Here is a 17901-nt window from a genome sequence, read left to right on the forward strand (position 1 = left end):
AAATTATCTTTCTAATTTGTAAGAATTTTTTGTTGCGCGCACAGTAGCACATAATAACCCTACCATTTTGACGGAAATCAATTTGTAAAAATTAGTGACGCGTTGATTACAAAAATGCTTCACCGATCAACATTTATTGCAAATAAACCACAATCATGTAATGCAAATTGCGTGTGTCACACTTAAATTGCATTCAGTCAAGAAACAAGCAAATGAGGCTAGCTTAATATAGTGCGAAATTGCCAAAGGTGAGGGTTAAACTGATTGTTTTTAAAGGAAAATAGGAAGGCGTCACTGCGCCTTCATTTTCTCGATCACTTTTTTACCGATGTACTCGCCAATCGGAATGGCTGAAGTGGCGGCGGGGGACGGCGCGTTACACACATGCAGGCTGCGTGGGCTCTCCGCAAACAAAAAATCATGCACTAAGCTGCCGTCCGAGAGCACCGCTTGGGCGCGAATACCCACGGGATAAGGTTGCAGATCCGCCAAGGTGATGTGCGGGCAATATTTGTTGACCAATTGCAAATACCCCGGCTTCCACCACGAGTTGATAAACTCTTTCACTCCGGTGCGCAAATGTTTGGCGGTTACTTTCCAAAAACCGGGAAATGCCAACATCTGCGCGCTATCGCGCCAACTGACATTGAACTTTTGATACCCTTCTCGCTTCCAGCCTTGCACGGCGTTTGGGCCAACCGTCACACTCCCATCAATCATTCGAGTCAGATGGACGCCAAGAAACGGCAAGTCTGGATCGGGGATTGGGTAGATCAAATGCTTCACCACCTGATTGTGGTGAGCTGGCAAGCGGTAATACTCGCCGCGATAAGGAATGATCTGGAAATCGGTGGCAATGCCCATCATTTTAGTGAGCCGATCGGCCATGAGTCCGCCACACGAGATCAAAAATCGCCCATTAATCTGCACGCTTTGTCCGTCAGAAACGCACGTGATTTGCACTTCTTCTGCGTGCTCTTCAATTGCCACCACTTCGCTTTGCAAACGTACTTCGCCACCGCATTCGATAAACTCCTGCGCCATTTTTTCCGTCACCTGCTTGTAGTCGACAATACTGGTCGACGGCACATAAATAGCACCAAGACCAACGATATTGGGTTCAGCCAATTTCAGTTGCGCAGCATCAAGCCGTTCAACCTCAATGCCGTTGGTATGGCAGCGCTGATAAAGCGCTTCCATTCGTTCCATTTCTGCCCCGCTTGTCGCCACCAACAGCTTGCCGCAGTTTTCCACCGGGATCTGATGCTTAGCGCAAAACGCCTTGGTCGCTTCTACGCCGCGTTTGCAAAAATCCGCCTTCAAGCTGCCTGGCGCGTAGTAAACGCCCGCATGGATCACCCCGCTATTGTGGCCAGTTTGATGTTTGGCAAACTGCGCTTCTTTTTCTAACAGCAGCACCGATTTATCGGCAAACTGGCGTTGTAATTGCCACGCGGTGGAGACACCCACAATGCCACCGCCAACGATGATGTAGTCATACACGTTTTGCTCTCCTCCCTCTACGCGGTCGCCATAGGCGACTGCGTTTTATATGCCCGGCTACTGTAAATAAAAATCCCGATAAAAATCGCGAGCGAGAGCACACGTCCCCACAACGGCACATCGTGCCACACCATCAGTGCGCCCACAGCTAATAATACGATGCGGATCAGAATGTTAATCTTGCTTTCCAAATAACCTTCAATCGCGCCGATCAAAGCGTAAGTACCAAAGATGGCGAAAAATCCTGTCATCAACACCGTGGTCACATCCCAGCTCACCAGCCCAGTGTACGCAATCAACAGCGGCACTAAATACAAGCCTTTGGCAATTTTCCACGCAGTTAATCCGGTGCGCATGGGCGGCGTTTTGGCGATGGTTGCCGCTGCGAAAGCGGTTAAACAGACAGGCGGGGTGACGTTGCTGTCTTGAGAGAGCCAGAAGATGATCAAATGCGCCGCCAACAGCGCCAAGCCAACCGCTTCCATGCCTAAACTTTGTTCAAGTAAGGTCTCCTTAAAATCAACCGGAACCAGAGCCAACATCTCCGTCGCCGTTTTCAGCGACATCGGCGCGCTAAGCAGCGCAAACTTGTCTGGCGCGGCCAACATAAAGATCGCCTTGGCTTGCTCTGGCATCTGTCCGTTGACCATCAGCTCGAGCAGTTGATTTTCCGCGATCAGTTGATACAACGCGGGCGCTGACAGTGTACCCAAGACGATGTACGCAGCGGTCACGGGCAGCCCCATGCCCAGCACCAAGGATGCCAAGGCAATCAGCACCAGCATGATCAGCAGATCGCCCTGCGACCAGCCGTTAATCATCAGCGAAAAGGTATTGCCAATGCCGGTGGTGGTAATCACGTTGATCACCAGACCAATGCCAACCAGCAAGACCGCCGTGGTCGCCATGTTTTTCGCCCCTTGCGACAGTGCATCAATAATCTCTTTTGGCCCCATCTTGTGATCTTTAGAAAACCAAGAAGCGACGATCACCGAAAGGATAGAAATGCCTGCGGCGTAAGTCGGGGTAAACCCTTTCACCAGCAGCGTCACTAACACCACCAGCGGGATCAGGTTATGCCAGCCAGACAACAGCACTTTAAACAGCGACTCATCACTGGTGGTCACTTTTTGCACTCCGCTGCGTTTGGCTTCAATGCGGACAAAAAACGCCACAGACAAAAAGTAGATCAGCGCCGGAACAAACGACACCGCCACAATATCGACATACGGAATTTGCGTGTAAGAGGCCATGATAAACGCCCCAGCGCCCATGACTGGTGGCATCAACTGCCCTCCGGTTGAGGCGGCGGCTTCCACACCTGCGGCGAAGCGCGATGGAAAACCGGCTTTTTGCATCAGCGGAATGCTGATAACCCCGGTTGAAACGGTATTGGCGACGCTCGATCCCGACACAGAGCCCATCAGCCCCGAGCCAAGCACGGCGATAAAACCGGGACCACCAATAATTTTACCTGCCGCCGCGCGCGAAACGTTGATGATGTAATCACCGACGCCGGATTTGACCAAAAACGCGCCAAACAAGATGAACATGAAAACGAAGGTCCAGCTAATGCGCGAAATAGAACCAAACATCCCTTCGGATGAGAAGAAACTGCGATACAGCAAGGTTTCCATACTCAAGCCGGGAAAGTGGAAAATGCCGCCCGCCCATTTGCCCCACCACACGACGTAGCTTAGGCAAATCACGATCAGCACCGGAATAAACCAGCCCATGGTACGGCGGATCACTTCTATCGCGATCAAAATCGCCACGATAGAGACAACCCAGTCGGAAGTGACAAATTTCACGCCACGCTGATAGAGCGCATCTTCGGCAAAAGGAAGGTAGACAAGGCAGCCGAGTGCCGCGAGCGCGATCAACACATCGACCATTAAGGCCAGCTTGCTGCGTTTTAACGAGGCGTGCGCGGGATACCAAAGCAGGCAAATCAGCGCGAAGCCAGCAAAGTGGGTCGCCGAGATCCACAGTTCAGACAGGGTTGATAAGGTGTTAAACCAGATGTGCAACAGCGATAGCACCACGCCGATGCCGGTAATCGCTGCCGTCACCCAAGGAAAATCAGTCCGAGTGGGTAACTCAAACTGCTGCAACTGTTGTTGTAAAGAATCACTCATTCGTTCGCTCCGAGGGGCTGAAATCACAAAGTCAGGGCACGCTGAACCAGCGCTCAGACATGCCCGTGGACATCAGTTCGCCATTAATGCTTGCGGAATCGCGATACCGACTTCTTTGTAATAGCGCGCCGCCCCTGGGTGCAGTGGCAAAGGCAAACCATCGATGGCTTTTTGCAGCGCCATGTCTTTGGTCGCTTTATGGATGCCTTGCAGGAATGGCAGGTTTTCGTAAATCGCTTTGGTCAATTGATAAACATCTTCTTCAGAGACATCTTCACGCACCGCAAGGAAGTTCGGCTGCGCGATGGTGGTGATGGATTTATTCACGCCGGGATAGGTGTTAGCCGGAATGACGTATTTGGTCCACAGTTGATACTTACCGTTGGCTTGTTTGATCTGTTCATCGGTAAACGACAGTAGCGTGATGTCATTGCCCATGGCCGCAAACGCCTGCGTCACCGCACCAACAGGAACGCCTGCTGGTGTGTTCATGCCGTCAATGGTGCCGTTTTGCATCGCGCTTGCGCTGGCGCCATAGCCCATGTAGGCGAGGTTGAATTGATCCGGATTGACCCCCAACCCAGCCATGATTTGCCTACCCGAATTCTCTGTACCGGAGTTTTTGGTGCCTATGGAGAATTTCTTGTCCTTCATCTGATTAAGATCCGCCACCGTTCCGGAGGGAGCAAGATCGGTGCGGACGATAAAGTGCTCAACGTTTTGCCACAGCATAGAGACAGAACGCAGTTGAGTCTGCGGGCCACTTTGCGCATATGGGCCATCACCGCTGGAAGCCCAAGCGCCGTAAAGCCCTTGCAGAATCGCAAATTGCGCCTCCTTTTCATTTAACAGCTTGATGTTTTCGCCCGATCCCGCCGAACTTATCGCCGAGAGGGAAAACTTATATTTCGGCTCCAGCTTTACTTTGCTCAGCGTCGCCAGCGCCACCCCCACAGGGTAGTAAGTGCCGCCAGTAGACGCGGTGGCCAAGATATAACTGCGTTGTTCGGCGGCATGCAGATTGGAGGCGGCAGTAAGAGACAGGGTTGCCAGCGCAAGGGATTTCATCAGTTTATTGAGTTTCATCGTTACACTCCGTGTAGGGTGGTTGTTATTTTTTTGTTACTAACAACCCGCTAGAGCAAAAGCGATGCCATATTTTAAATTATTGATATTTAATATAAAAGTGAGAGAAACAATACGAAATGAGCCATTTTTTGCTTATAAAGCACGAAATCAGTAAGCAAGATCTTGCCTATAAGCACATCTAAATAAAAACGAATTAAATCATGTAATTATAGAAAATTAGCTTGTGACTCCACCCACATCCCAACACTGAGATGTGACCAAAGTAATAGATTTGTTAATTTTTATGATGAGCAAGATCTTGCTCATGGACAAAACGCCCAGCGACAGGGTTATCCATCTGTGTAATCGGCTCGGTTGAGCCCCAGTTTCTGCATCTTTTGATTGAGAGTACGGCGCGGCAGATCCAGCTCTGTCATCACCTCGACAATACTCCCCTGATGACGAAGTAACGCTTCATGAATCACTTTGCGCTCAAAGTTGTGCAACTGTATCGCCAGCGGTACGCCGCTCGGCAAGTTCTCTTGAGCAAAACCCGCCCGGTTGGAGAGAATTTCCATCACCGACAAACTTTCATCCAGCGCAAAGCGTATCGCCACATTGCGCAGCTCACGCACATTGCCCGGCCAGCCATAGCTAAGTAGTGCGCGCGATTCCGCAGAGCTTAACGCTCGCTTGTTGGCATTGGCCTGAGCCGCAAAATGTTCAAACAGCAGCAGCGCGTCTTCTTCCCGCTCGCGTAAAGGCGGAAGATGCAACTGCACCACGTTAAGGCGATAGAAAAGATCCTGACGAAAATCGGGATGATTAAGCAGATCCGCTTTCGCCGCGGCCACCACTCGCAAATCCACACTAATCGGTCGGTTGCCACCCACTCGCTCCACCTGATTTTCCTGCAAACTGCGCAGCACTTTAACCTGCATCGACATCGGCATGCTTTCTATCTCATCCATAAACAGCGTTCCTTGGTCGGCGTATTCCAACTTACCAACCCGCCGTTTATTCGCGCCAGTAAACGCGCCAGCTTCATGACCAAACAGCTCACTTTCAAACAGATTTTCCGGAATGGCGCCGCAGTTGATCGCCACAAATGGATTGGCCCGACGCGCACTTTCGGTATGTAGGCTGCGCGCCACCAGCTCTTTGCCCGTGCCAGTTTCCCCATAGATGATCACATTGGTGTCCATGGCGGCCACTCTGGCGATCTGTTCACGCAGTTGGCACATCACCGCACTGTTACCAATCAGTTGTTGCTCAATGCCACGTAACTGCTGGAGATAGTGGCTACGATCGGTGCTTTTGGCTTGGTGTTGATAATCACTCACGGCAGTGTGCAACGTTTGCGACAAACGCTCAGGATTAAACGGCTTCTCAATGAAATCGTACGCGCCTTTTTGCAGCGCTTTCACCGCCATGTCGACATCGCCGTGTCCGGTGATCAAGATGACCGGGCAGCTCACCTGCTCAGCCTGAATCGCCTCCATCAAGGACAAGCCATCCAAGCCGGGTAAGCGCACATCACTCACCACGCCATCAAAGGCACGGCGCTTAATTTCAGCCAACGCCGCTTCACCTTGGCTAAATGCCTCAACGTGAAAACCCGCCAGTTGTAGCCATTGTGCGGTCGCTTGGCGCACAATGTCATCGTCTTCAACGAGGGCGATATGAGGGGGAGAAATCGAATCCATTTACGTGCTACCACTTATACTAATGTGCTGATATCACGCTACGTTAGGCAAAAAGCCTGCGAGGGAAAAGGAGCTGGATCTCACTTCTTGACAACAAAGCTTTAACAAACGAATGAGGCAGCGCACTCTTGCCCGGTTGAGGCGATCAAGGAAACACGTTGATGAGGGCAAAAGCAGTACTGGCAACAGCAATACTGATCTGGTTTTTTGTCAGCCAATGGGCAGGGAAAGAGTTGGTTCGACAGTGGCAAACCGCGCAAAGCATCGAACAGTCTCAGCAGCGCTTTCTCGACTACATCGGCGATGTTCGCCGCACGTTACACCGTTTTTATCATCTGCCGTATTTGATCACCAACAACCGCAACAGCCAAACGTTTTTAGCTGGCGATAGCACGCTTTACCCAGCACTGCGCAATGAGCTGACCCTGCTCGACAAAGCCGCCAACACCAAAGGCTGGTATTTGCTCTCGGCCAGCGGTGACATGCTCATTTCCAGCTTGGAAGATGAGCGCCTGAGCGAGGCCGATATTGATGCGATTGTCGAGCAGATCCACGCCCAGCGTGAAGGCGTTTCGCTGGTGAGTAAAACTCGTGGCTCCTCGCCATTTTTCTATCTCGCCGCGCCCATCAACATGGATTTTGATATCGTCGGCATCGCCGTGGTGCAGATCAATTTGCGCCTGCTCACCGAACAAGCGTTAACCAGCAGCGACGCAATCCTGTTTCAGAATCTGCGCGGCGACTATTTTCTCTCCAGCCACCCGGACATGACCGCCGACTGGCTCAACGAACACCAACCGCAAATTGTCCATCAACACTCAGAACTTCGCGACGGCACTTCGCTGCTGTTTTGGTTCAACCAAGACAACACCTACCTTGCACAAAAAGTAATATTGGACGATCTCCATTGGCAACTGACCTATCTGAGCAGTTACAAGCCCGTTCGCCAAGCGGTCGTTTCCGCCAGTTGGGGGATAACCATTGGCAACCTTGTGCTGCTGATGTTTGCTGTCATCGCCTACCAGCGTCAGCAAAAAAACTTAAGCCAGCAACGCATTCAAAAATTGATGGACGAATCTCGCCAGCGTATGAGCCAGATGATCAACAAAACCCATGTTGGGTTATTTCTGCTCAACGCCCAAGGCCAGATTGAGGACATCAATCCCATGGCCAAGCGCTATTTCAGCCTCTCCGACAGCATGACCACCAAGATGCCAGCGTGGCAGTTGTTTGATATCGGCAATCCCGCTTCCACGATTTTGCCGTTGTTAAAAAATCTGCCCAAACACCGAGATTTAGCCGAACTCACGGCCATCGAAACCATGGGACGGCGCAGTGATGGCAGCCAGTTTCCTTTGCTATTTTCCCTCACCGCTTTTCCTTGGCACGGCGAGCATCACTATTTGGTGACCGTGCTCGACATCAGCAAACGCAAAAAGGCTGAACAGGCGCTGCAAAAAGCCAATGAAGAGCTGACCAACCGAGTCGAAGCGCGCACCGCCGAGCTAAAAGCGGCGCAACAAGAGCTGATTGAGAGCAGCAAGCTCGCCGCACTGGGTAAGATGTCCAGCGCGATTACCCATGAGCTTAACCAGCCGTTAACGGGCTTAAAAACGCTGCTCACCAGTAACGAAGTACTGATGGAACGAGGCGAGTTGGCGATGCTGAAATCCAATAATCAGTTGATTCATCGCCTGATTGATCGCATGGGTAAAATGACCAGCCAGCTTAAATCTTTTGCCTATCAAAAGCCGGAACAACTTTGTCCAGTGTCACTGCCTGAGGCGCTGCAAGAAACGCTGCGGATTTACCAAGCGGAACTGGCCCCAATCGACGTGCGAGTGCGTCTACCCCATCCACTGGCCAATGTGTTGGGCGAAGAGCAACGTTTACGACAAGTAATGGGGAACTTGATCGCCAACGCCATCGACGCGATGAAAGCCACCGCACAACCTCAACTGATGATTTCCGCTTCAATAGCGCAAAACGAACTGAGCCTTGCTATTAGCGATAATGGCTGTGGTGTCAGTGAGGAGCAACTAAGCCAACTTTTTGAACCTTTCGCGACCAGCAAAAAAATCGGTGAAGGGCTTGGCTTGGGCCTGTCGATCACCGCCAATAACATGCGCGATATGCAAGGGCACATCTCGGTCAACAAAAACGCCAGTGCCGGATTAACCTTTACACTAACGTTTTTACTCGAGGCTCCGCCAGACTAGATGCCCTTACCAAGGCATAGTGAGCAAGTCATCAGCGCATTTTTTAAACGCTCATCTCTTCGTTCGCTTGGCGTCGCAGGTGATCGATAAACATGGGGATCTTTCTCGCTACGTGTTTTCTCGATGCATAAAAAGCGTACAACACCAGATCATCAGGCTGGTATTCCAATGCGACCATTTCAAGATGGCCGGCCTTTATCTCCTCTTGGCAAAAATCGATTGGCAGGATGGCGAAACCGAGCCCGGCTAACGCCGCCGATTTGGCAAGATTGCCACTGTTGACTCGAAACGAGGAGTGAACTCTCTGTGTCACCAATCCGCCTTGCGCAGTTTTGAAAATCCAAGGCGTTCCGTTAAGCGCCGTTAAACTGCTGATACAAGGGAGATGTTGCAAATCGGTGATGTGATACGGCAGAGGATGCGCTTGCAAGCGTTCGGGCGAGGCCACCACCACACTCGGCCAGCGCTTAACTTCCGTCGCTATCCAATTGCTATCGGCAAGCGGCCCACGCTGAAAACTCAGTACCACGTCAAACCCATCGAGGAGATCTTCTTTCGGGCTTAAGCTGGTATCACAGCACAATCCAATCGAAGGGTGCTGGCGACAAAAAGCGACCACCGCCTGAGCTAATGCAGGTGAATCGGGCATCAAGATCTTGAGCTGCCCCATCACTTCGTGGCTATGCTGCGTCACCTCTTCAAAAGCTTCATCCAAGCGTGCTAACAAAGCGTGGGTTCGCGCATAAAGTTGCTCTCCAGCATCGGTTGCCGCAATGCGGCGTGTGGTTCGGTCGAATAAACGCGTTGCCAATTTTTCTTCCAGTAACGCAATGTGTCGGCTGACATTGGAAGTCGGCAAATTGAGGAACTCAGCGGCGCGTTTAAAGCTTTGGTTTTCATAGACACAATGAAAGCTTCTTAACCACTGTTGATCAATATGATTGAGCACTCAATAATCCCATTAAGTTGGATTGTTAAATCAATTTTTGCCACTTTATTGCGATTTTAGGGTTAGTACAATCTTTCTGATTGATGATTCACTGAGTAAGGAGCAGCATGGGCTGGCTAGAAAGACTCTTCGACAAAAGAAAACTTATCGCAACACGTAAAGCGACCATCCCCGACGGAATATGGACTAAGTGCGACTCCTGCGATGAAATTCTTTATCGTTTAACCTTGCAGGCCAACTTGCAGGTGTGCCCAAAATGTCATCACCATATGCGAATGGCGGCGCGGGCACGTCTGGAAAGTTTTCTCGATATCGCGCACAGAATAGAAATTGCCAGCGAACTGCAACCCAAAGATGTCTTGAATTTTAAAGACATCAAATCTTACCAAGAACGCTTGTCGCTGGCGCAAACACAAAGCGGAGAAAAGGACGCCTTAGTGGTGATGCAAGGCCGCGTGCTAGGTGTGCCCGTGGTGGCCTGCGCGTTTGAATTCTCTTTTATGGCAGGTTCAATGGGCTCTGTGGTGGGCGCACGATTTGTCAGTGCCGTTGAAACGGCACTCGCAGCGAACTGCGGCTTGGTTTGCTTCTCCGCCTGTGGCGGCGCACGAATGCAGGAGTCTCTGATTTCCTTGATGCAAATGGCCAAAACCAGTGCTACCCTTCGTCATCTTTCTGAGGCTGGGCTGCCTTACGTTTCCGTGCTGACAGACCAAACCTTTGGCGGTGTATCGGCCAGTATCGCCATGCTGGGTGACATCAATATTGCCGAACCCAAAGCGCGCATTGGCTTTGCAGGACGTAGGGTGATTGAACAAACGGTTCGTGAAACACTTCCGGACGACTTTCAGCAAAGTGAGTTTCTCTTAGAACACGGCGCGCTCGATATGATTGTTGATCGGCGTGAACTGCGCGAACGCATTGCAAGACTGATGGCAAAACTGACTAATACACAGATTGCTGCCAGCGAGTAAGTGTGGCTGGAGAGCGAAAAAATCCTCCTCTGTGGCCAAGCGCATCTCGGTTTGCATTGATTTTATTCAGCCGAAGTTAACGCTTTAACGCCACGCCTGCGCATAACGCATGCCATGCCGACAACGTAATATTTTGTCAACATTTCCCTGTGCTTAGATACACCTTTTTCCTCGGTTTACCTTGGCAAAATTGATACAAATCAAATTTGCTTGTCACGGGGTTTCCCTCGTGGCGACTAAACCAATCCAGTCGCAATGACGTAATAGTCAATAAAGATGGGTCTGAATTGCCTTAACCATCACTGGTTTGTTTCATTTTTTGAGGAAAAAAGATGTTAGATACCCTCATGTTGTCGCGGATCCAATTCGCCACCAATATCAGTTTCCACATATTGTTCCCCACCATCACCATCGCTTTGGGCTGGATGCTGGTGTTTTTCAAATGGCGCTATGTGCGAACCCAGGCCCAGCAATGGCTTGATCTCTACTATTTTTGGGTCAAGGTATTCGCCTTAACCTTTGCTCTGGGAGTGGTGTCGGGCATCACCATGAGTTTCCAGTTTGGCACCAACTGGCCGGGGTTTATGGAACGCGTCGGTAACGTCGCCGGCCCTTTGCTCGGCTATGAAGTGATGACCGCCTTTTTTATGGAAGCGACCTTCCTTGGCGTGATGCTGTTTGGTCGTGGCCGTGTGCCGGAGTGGCTCCACACCTTAGCGACCGTTTTGGTGGCGGTGGGAACCACCCTTTCGGCGTTCTGGATTTTGGTGCTCAACAGTTGGATGCACACCCCAACAGGACACGAAGTGATCGACGGCATCGTGCATGTCACCAGTTGGAAAGAGGTGATTTTTAACCCTTCCATGCCGTATCGATTCGCGCATACTCTGCTCGCTTCTGCGCTGACCGCCAGCTTTTTGATCGCCGGGATCAGCGCTTACCAAGTGCTGCGCGATGGCAAAAACCAAGCGGCGAAACTCGGGCTAAAGGTGGCGGTGAGCGTCGCAGCCATCACCATTCCTGTACAGATCTTGGTGGGCGATCTACATGGCCTCAACACCTTGGAGCATCAGCCAGCGAAAATCGCCGCGATGGAAGGGGTGTGGCAGACCGAGCGTGGCGCGCCTTTGCTGCTGTTTGCCGTGCCTAATGAAGAGACGCGCAGCAACGATTGGGCCATCGGCATTCCGCACTTGGCAAGTTTGATTTTAACCCATGAGATGGATGGTGAAATCGTTGGCTTAGATGCCTTCGCACCGGATCACCCTCCGGTCGCGCCGCTGTTTTTTGGCTTTCGCGTGATGGTGGGCGTCGGCGTGCTGATGCTGCTAGTCAGCTGGTTCGGCGCTTGGCATTTTTGGCGCAACAAACCCGTGCCGAAACCGTACATGTATGCTTTGGTGGGAATGACTTTCTCCGGTTGGGTCGCCACTCTTGCAGGCTGGTACGTAACCGAAATTGGCCGTCAACCTTGGCTGGTGAGCGGCGTTTTGCGCACCTCTGAGGCCGTCACGCCTGTGGCAAGCAGCTCGGTCGGCATCTCGCTCGCACTCTATCTGGTTACCTATGTAGTGCTGCTCGTCGCCTACATCCACACCTTGTTCTACCTCGCGCGCAAAGGCATACAAGCCGCGCCGATTTCCTCAACCGCTTCAAAGGCCGAGTTATGATGCAGTATCTTCCAGAAATTTATCTTCTGTTACTTGGATTTACCGTGTTTATGTACGCGGTACTGGATGGCTATGATCTCGGTGTTGGCATCTTGCTGCCGCGCAATGATGTGGGGCAACGCGATCGGATGATCGCCTCAATCGGCCCGTTTTGGGATGCCAATGAAACTTGGCTGGTGCTGGCGGTGGGTATTCTACTGATTGCTTTTCCCACCGCGCACAGCTTGATTTTTACTGAGCTCTACTTACCGACAGCACTGATGCTGATTGCCCTTATCATGCGCGGAGTGGCGTTCGATTTTCGTGCCAAAGCCAAAGCGGATCACAAAGAGCATTGGGATCTCTGCTTCAAGCTCGGCTCGCTGCTCGCCGCGTTAACCCAAGGCTATATGATTGGCCGCTATGTGGTGGGTTTTGATGCTTCGCTGGCCGCCTATGGTTTTGCTGTGCTCAGCGCGTTGTGTGTTGCTGCGGCCTACGTGTACATTGGCGGCGCATGGCTGGTGCTCAAAACCGAGGGCGAATTGCAAGTGCGCGCTGCGCGTTGGTCGCGCAAAGCGGGTTGGCTCGCCGCACTGGGCGTGCTGGCGGTAAGCGTGGTAAACCCATGGGTTAACTCCGCCGTGGCCGAGCGTTGGTTCAGCTTCCCTGAAGTGATTTTACTTGCGCCGATCCCGCTTATTGTGCTCGCCACCATTTTGGTGGTGGATCGCTATCTAAAGCGGGTGCCGACGGTCAATGACGCAGGCGTGCAATGGCCATTTTTTGGTGTGGCGCTGATTTTCGGCTTGAGTTTCTTAGGGCTCGCCTACAGCTTTTTCCCAGAAATCGTCCCCGGAATGATGACGGCCCAGCAAGCCGCCTCCTCACCCGACACCTTAATGGTGGTGGGTATTGGCGTGGTCATTGTGATGCCGACCATCTTGCTTTACACCTTTTTCGTCTATCGGATCTTTAAAGGCAAAGCAACCGATCTCAGTTACTTGTAATTGAAACTAGCAGCATGTGTTCGCAGGGCTTTGCACATCGTGCGGGCGGTGACATTCACCGCCCGTTTTGTATTGGCGCTAGAGGCACAAATCAAACACAAAGAAGAATGTGGCCTGCTGCAGGACGCAGATTGAACCGATTAAAGCCGCATTAGGTTGCAAAGCTAGTCATTATTTTCGTTAGCACCGCTGCTTGCTGCCTCCTTTCGCAGCCCCACATTCGACAGTTGCACAGGAACAAAGCCAGGTAACGCTTCGACTCGCTTCAGCCACACTTGCACATCAGGGAAATCCGCCAAACTTATGCCGCCTTCTGGCGCTAATTTGATATAACTGTAGAGGGCTAAGTCAGCAATAGTCGGCGCGCTTCCCACCAACCATTGGCGGCCATGTTGGTAGCTCTGGAGCTGTTTTAGCAGCTTATATGCTTCTTGAGTCAGCGGTTCACTGTCTATCGCTCGGTGAAATAAATTCGCCGCGCGCAGTTTGGCGATTGAGCCTGCGAGTCGATGCGCGGCAAGAGAAAGAAACTGTTCAATATGCGCGCGCATTTGCGGTGAATCCGGCAGCCATTGCCACTCTTTATCATAAACGCTGGCGAGATACACCAAGATAGCGTTTGAGTCAGCGATGACCGTTTCACCATCCACCAGTACGGGGATCTGGCCAAAGGGGTTAAGCGCCAAGAATTCGGCTTGTTGATGCTCCCCAGCAGGCAGATCAACGGTAATGAGTTCAAAATCCAATTCGAGCATACTCAATAGCATATGCGCGCGGTGTGCATGCCCTGAAAAGGGGTGCCAATATAGTTTAAGCATCGTTTTCTCCTAACTGATTATTTTTCTATTTAAGAACAACTTGCTAAGAAGAAAAACCCCGCTAACATGGAATGATAATTTCCACTATGTTGATAATGCATGGATACTATCGATGGCATGAGAACAGTGGTAGCCGTCATAGAGACAGGCTCATTCACTGCCGCCGCAGAACGTTTAGGTATTTCTAAATCCCTTACCTCCAAATACGTTAACAATGTCGAAGAGCAGCTCGGAGTCAAACTGTTTCATCGCACGACCCGCAAGCTTTCTGTCAACCAGTCTGGCCACGAATACTACATTCAAGCGCAACATGTTTTGGCCAATCTTGATAAGTTGTACCAGCAGCTCCATGCCAAAAACAGGGAGGTCTCCGGGCCTTTGCGTATAACGGCCTCGCAAGGTTTTGCCGAGGAACTATTAAGTCCGCTTATTCCTGAGTTCCACCTTCGCTATCCAAATATTCAAATTGATATCATCGTTACCAATCAGAAGCTTAACTTAGTTGAGCAAGCGATAGACATCGCGTTTCGTGCCAGTGAACTACCAGACTCCAGTTTGAGATATCGTAAGATAATGTCACTTCAAAGCTCGGTGTATGCCGCACCCGATTTAGCAAAGCGGTATAGACAAGGTATGGCGCTGTCACAACTTCCTTGCCTTATCGATAGCAACCTTCACCCGACAGCGCGTTGGCCTGTGCTCAGCTCTTTGGGCCAAGGGAATAGTTTTACCGTAAACACCGTTTTCAAAAGCAATAGCCCAAGGATGATCCGCCAATTGACGCTTTCAGCGGTCGGGGCAAGTTATCAACCGGATATTATCGTTGCCCCGTATGTAAAAAAGGGCTTATTGCAAAAGCTTGATGTCGGTTTTAAGCCGCTTGAGTATCCGTTAAACGCACTATATGGCGGAGGCAATTACCAGCCTGAACGAGTAAAAGTCTTTTTGGACTTTGTGATTGATAAGCTCGCTACGGCGAATGGAAATGACATAAATACAAAGACTTAACACTGAAGCGTGTATTGTTATAGATAGCAACTTATCAGAGCCTATATATAAGGACATATTTGTAAGCTAGCGGTGCAGCTAGATCTAAATTGCCCCATTGCGTGTTCATTAGCAGCAGTAATTGATTACTAATCCTTATTTTAAAACACCCTCAATAAGATACTAATTGCTTATTGGGGTCACTTAGTTCGAACTTAGCCCAACATCTAAAAAAACCGATTTAAAGATTGTCGTTTTTGTTCAATCTTATCGAGCAGACATTGCTTATTATATGTGGCATCCGAAAGCGAGGCACTTCTTAGATAAAGGTGGAAGGCTTTCCGGTAAATCAAAAAAATTAGGTAAAAAGCGATGTTAGACATTAAACCAATCGAAAATCTAGAAGAAATCAGCCCACTAAAGCAAGCATATTTTGCACAATCAACAGCACCGCTTGATGGTATGTGGCACTTTGGATTTGTACCCATGTCTACCCACTTTGGGTTTTATGAGCAAGAAACCCTAGTTGGATACTGCTGCATCAATGGCGAAGGTTATATGTTGCAGTTCTACTTGAGTAATGATGCTAAAATGGATGCAAAAGAACTTTTCACGCTTATCGCAGAACAAAATAGCTCAGTCATTGGGGCTGTAAATGGCGCATTTGTCAGTACAGCAGAGCCACAGTATCTGTCACTTAGCCTTGATAACGCATCAGCAGTGAAGGTTAATTCTCTGATGTACAAGCAAAAAGAGGCGAGTAAGCAAAGCATTAACCCTGAGTTTGAACTAAAGCGAGCAGAGTCAGAGCAACTGGAGCAGTTTGTTGAGTTTGCAGCCACTACTATTGGCGCACCAGAGCAGTGGCTTACAGGCTACTTTGGTAACCTGATTAATCGTAAAGAGTTATTCGGTTACTGGAGCGAGAATGAACTTATTGCAACGGGCGAGTGCCGTCTGTCTGATGAGTACCAAACGGAATATGCAGACCTTGGCATGATTGTCGCTCAATCACAACGTGGAAAAGGCATTGCTACTCAACTGCTTAAATGGTTAGTTAACTCAGCTAATCAGCGTGGTTTAACGCCTATCTGTTCTACTGAGAGCAGCAATGTAGGTGCACAAAAAGCTATTAAACGTGCGGGTTTATCATCTTCAAACCGCATTGTTCAGGTTGAATTTAACAACAAATAACTTGTTATCCCTCTTGCTGTGGTAAGGGGGATTTTTGTTTACGACGATCTGACTTATAGTACCCTTAATCAATAAACCTAACGGAAATGGTTATGATCCATTGGCTAAAGTCGCCAAACTCACCATGTGTTTCCCAATATGTAGAATGCTATTGGTTGATTGATAAGTGCCCTGATTCAGAGACTTATCAATTCCCAAAGCTCAACCCTGACCCATCGGCACATTTGATTCTTTCACCTCACAATCAAGCCTACTCTTATGACCTGAACCCGAGCATAGCGAAGGGAGAAGGCAGCCATTGGCTTTATCCACATCGGCAGACCTTTGAATTAGATCACTCTAAGCCATTTGTTCATCTTGGTATCAAGTTTCGTGTCGGCGCTCTTTACTGTTTACCCGATTTTTCTGCCAATCCTTTGGCACTAGATGAAGTGGAGTCAGTGGAAGACTCAACATTGTTCAAGCAATTAGGTATGGATGAAAGCAAACTGATTGAACAGGCTCGAACTAATCCACAGCAGTGTGTAGAGCAGTTAGATACGATGCTGTCGCCTTGGTTAGAACAGTGCACCGAAGATCAGCACAGTAAAATCACTCGCAATGTACTTAAACATCTAGACCAGAGTACGATATCTGAACTGGGTGAAAAACTGTATTGTTCACAAAGAACCCTAGAAAGAAGCTTTCAACGCACCACAGGGCTTACCCTTAAACAGTGCCAGTCGATGAATAGATTAGAAGCAATGCTAGAGTATCTCTATCAACGTGAATCGACTGAACTAGATTGGGTTGAAGTTGTCTTCAAATTTGGTTTTAGTGATCAACCTCACTTGATCCGCCACCTTAAAAAACAGCTTGGCTTTACACCTAAAACTTATGAGAAAGAGCGAGGGTTGACGATTGATGTCTATGGTGGCGTTAGTTCAAAATCAAAGTTAGGCTGATGGAACTATTCAATGGGCACTAACACATTACAGAACCTAATCTAAAGTGAAAGTATTGACGTGATGATTCTAGCTCGCTTTTGTCCAAAAACAAGTTAATCCCCAAAGATTTACACTGTAAAAAGGCGTACTGCGCCCTTCTCTATTCAGCCCCTTTGGGTTGGCTTTGCATCACTAAACATCCACCAATCAGGGCAATACCCAGCCAGCCAAGCAGAGAAATGCTCTCACCGACGATCCACACGGCCAGAAGGCTGGCGACCACGGGCTCAAACAGCGTCAGCAAGTTGGCATTGTGCACTTCGACATGGCGCAGCCCGTAGCCAAGCAGCAGGTAACCCGCGCACATAGGAAATAAAGCCATATACAAGGCAATGCTACTGTTGAGTGGGTTTGCGAACAAGTTCTCACCAGTCAGTGCTAGGCTTGGCAACAACAAGAGCGCGCCAAGGGCGAAGATAGCCCCTACCGCCGCTTGTGATTTCACCCCTTGAACGATCATCGCTTTCGCAACCCAAGAGTAAATCGCGTAGGCTAGCCCTGCCACTAAACCAAGCGTGATGCCAAACAGATAATCGCGACCACTTTGCGCATGCATCGGCGTTTTCGCCCCCACCCCCCTCCCCACCTCACCCCCCACCCCCCCCCCCCCCCCCCCCCCCCCCCCCCCCCCCCCCCCCCCCCCCCCCCCCCCCCCCCCCCCCCCCCCCCCCCCCCCCCCCCCCCCCCCCCCGTCCCGTTC

At 50.2% G+C, this 17901-nt stretch carries 14 protein-coding genes; 7 read left to right on the forward strand and 7 right to left on the reverse strand.

Going from position 1 to position 17901, the window contains the following annotated elements; all coding sequences use genetic code 11:
• Positions 1 to 291: 291 nt before the first annotated feature.
• The 4 genes from lhgO to UF06_RS01035 form a co-directional block, all read right to left on the reverse strand.
• Positions 292 to 1503 (reverse strand): L-2-hydroxyglutarate oxidase, encoded by a 1212-nt coding sequence (lhgO, locus tag UF06_RS01020; protein WP_045568775.1) that lies wholly within the window; start codon positions 1501 to 1503, stop codon positions 292 to 294.
• 17 nt (positions 1504 to 1520) lie between these two features.
• On the reverse strand, positions 1521 to 3641 hold the full coding sequence (locus UF06_RS01025) for a TRAP transporter permease (protein WP_045568776.1): 2121 nt from the start codon (positions 3639 to 3641) through the stop codon (positions 1521 to 1523).
• Positions 3642 to 3713: 72 nt separating this feature from the next.
• On the reverse strand, positions 3714 to 4727 hold the full coding sequence (locus UF06_RS01030; RefSeq protein ID WP_045568777.1) for a TAXI family TRAP transporter solute-binding subunit: 1014 nt from the start codon (positions 4725 to 4727) through the stop codon (positions 3714 to 3716).
• A 332-nt stretch (positions 4728 to 5059) separates the two neighbouring features.
• A complete protein-coding gene (locus UF06_RS01035; protein WP_045568778.1) occupies positions 5060 to 6415 on the reverse strand; it encodes a sigma-54 dependent transcriptional regulator in 1356 nt (451 codons plus the stop codon).
• A 161-nt stretch (positions 6416 to 6576) separates the two neighbouring features.
• Between UF06_RS01035 and UF06_RS01040 the strand changes: the two genes are divergently transcribed.
• On the forward strand, positions 6577 to 8634 hold the full coding sequence (locus tag UF06_RS01040; protein ID WP_045568779.1) for an ATP-binding protein: 2058 nt from the start codon (positions 6577 to 6579) through the stop codon (positions 8632 to 8634).
• Positions 8635 to 8677: 43 nt separating this feature from the next.
• On the opposite strand, the gene UF06_RS01045 is transcribed toward UF06_RS01040, so the two are convergent.
• Positions 8678 to 9583, reverse strand: coding sequence for a LysR family transcriptional regulator (locus tag UF06_RS01045; protein ID WP_045568780.1), 906 nt, complete (start codon positions 9581 to 9583; stop codon positions 8678 to 8680).
• A 107-nt stretch (positions 9584 to 9690) separates the two neighbouring features.
• Here UF06_RS01045 and accD point away from each other — a divergent pair, with 107 nt between their 5' ends.
• The 3 genes from accD to UF06_RS01060 all read left to right on the forward strand — a co-directional run bounded on the left by accD (position 9691) and on the right by UF06_RS01060 (position 13216).
• Positions 9691 to 10557 carry an acetyl-CoA carboxylase, carboxyltransferase subunit beta gene (gene accD / locus UF06_RS01050; RefSeq protein ID WP_045568781.1) on the forward strand — a complete coding sequence of 289 codons (867 nt, stop codon included), beginning with the start codon at positions 9691 to 9693 and terminating at the stop codon, positions 10555 to 10557.
• Between the two features lie 332 nt (positions 10558 to 10889).
• A complete protein-coding gene (locus UF06_RS01055; RefSeq protein ID WP_045568782.1) occupies positions 10890 to 12227 on the forward strand; it encodes a cytochrome ubiquinol oxidase subunit I in 1338 nt (445 codons plus the stop codon).
• Positions 12224 to 13216 (forward strand): cytochrome d ubiquinol oxidase subunit II, encoded by a 993-nt coding sequence (locus tag UF06_RS01060; protein ID WP_045568783.1) that lies wholly within the window; start codon positions 12224 to 12226, stop codon positions 13214 to 13216. The genes UF06_RS01055 and UF06_RS01060 overlap by 4 nt, the downstream gene beginning before the upstream one ends.
• Before the next feature lie 164 nt (positions 13217 to 13380).
• On the opposite strand, the gene UF06_RS01065 is transcribed toward UF06_RS01060, so the two are convergent.
• The gene (locus tag UF06_RS01065; RefSeq protein WP_045568784.1) at positions 13381 to 14034 is read right to left on the reverse strand and encodes a glutathione S-transferase; all 654 of its coding nucleotides are present in this window, start codon (positions 14032 to 14034) and stop codon (positions 13381 to 13383) included.
• Between the two features lie 99 nt (positions 14035 to 14133).
• Between UF06_RS01065 and UF06_RS01070 the strand changes: the two genes are divergently transcribed.
• From UF06_RS01070 to UF06_RS01080, 3 genes are all read left to right on the forward strand, one after another.
• A complete protein-coding gene (locus tag UF06_RS01070) occupies positions 14134 to 15042 on the forward strand; it encodes a LysR family transcriptional regulator (protein ID WP_226972206.1) in 909 nt (302 codons plus the stop codon).
• A gap of 351 nt (positions 15043 to 15393) precedes the next feature.
• Complete coding sequence (locus UF06_RS01075; protein ID WP_045568785.1) at positions 15394 to 16215, forward strand: GNAT family N-acetyltransferase; 822 nt, start codon at positions 15394 to 15396, stop codon at positions 16213 to 16215.
• A gap of 92 nt (positions 16216 to 16307) precedes the next feature.
• Positions 16308 to 17159, forward strand: coding sequence for an AraC family transcriptional regulator (locus tag UF06_RS01080; protein ID WP_045568786.1), 852 nt, complete (start codon positions 16308 to 16310; stop codon positions 17157 to 17159).
• A gap of 142 nt (positions 17160 to 17301) precedes the next feature.
• On the opposite strand, the gene UF06_RS01085 is transcribed toward UF06_RS01080, so the two are convergent.
• The coding region (locus UF06_RS01085; RefSeq protein ID WP_197541306.1) for an EamA family transporter at positions 17302 to 17901 on the reverse strand (600 nt) is incomplete at its 5' end.

The organism is Vibrio sp. S234-5, assembly GCF_000960595.1.
Lineage (GTDB): Bacteria > Pseudomonadota > Gammaproteobacteria > Enterobacterales > Vibrionaceae > Vibrio.

Coding starts and splice junctions, on each gene's coding strand:
- UF06_RS01025 (WP_045568776.1), bottom strand. CDS start 3,641: ATGAGTGATTCTTTACAACAACAGTTGCAGCAGTTTGAGTTACCCACT.
- UF06_RS01030 (WP_045568777.1), bottom strand. CDS start 4,727: ATGAAACTCAATAAACTGATGAAATCCCTTGCGCTGGCAACCCTGTCT.
- UF06_RS01035 (WP_045568778.1), bottom strand. CDS start 6,415: ATGGATTCGATTTCTCCCCCTCATATCGCCCTCGTTGAAGACGATGAC.
- UF06_RS01040 (WP_045568779.1), top strand. CDS start 6,577: ATGAGGGCAAAAGCAGTACTGGCAACAGCAATACTGATCTGGTTTTTT.
- accD (WP_045568781.1), top strand. CDS start 9,691: ATGGGCTGGCTAGAAAGACTCTTCGACAAAAGAAAACTTATCGCAACA.
- UF06_RS01055 (WP_045568782.1), top strand. CDS start 10,890: ATGTTAGATACCCTCATGTTGTCGCGGATCCAATTCGCCACCAATATC.
- UF06_RS01060 (WP_045568783.1), top strand. CDS start 12,224: ATGATGCAGTATCTTCCAGAAATTTATCTTCTGTTACTTGGATTTACC.
- UF06_RS01065 (WP_045568784.1), bottom strand. CDS start 14,034: ATGCTTAAACTATATTGGCACCCCTTTTCAGGGCATGCACACCGCGCG.
- UF06_RS01070 (WP_226972206.1), top strand. CDS start 14,134: ATGGATACTATCGATGGCATGAGAACAGTGGTAGCCGTCATAGAGACA.
- UF06_RS01075 (WP_045568785.1), top strand. CDS start 15,394: ATGTTAGACATTAAACCAATCGAAAATCTAGAAGAAATCAGCCCACTA.
- UF06_RS01080 (WP_045568786.1), top strand. CDS start 16,308: ATGATCCATTGGCTAAAGTCGCCAAACTCACCATGTGTTTCCCAATAT.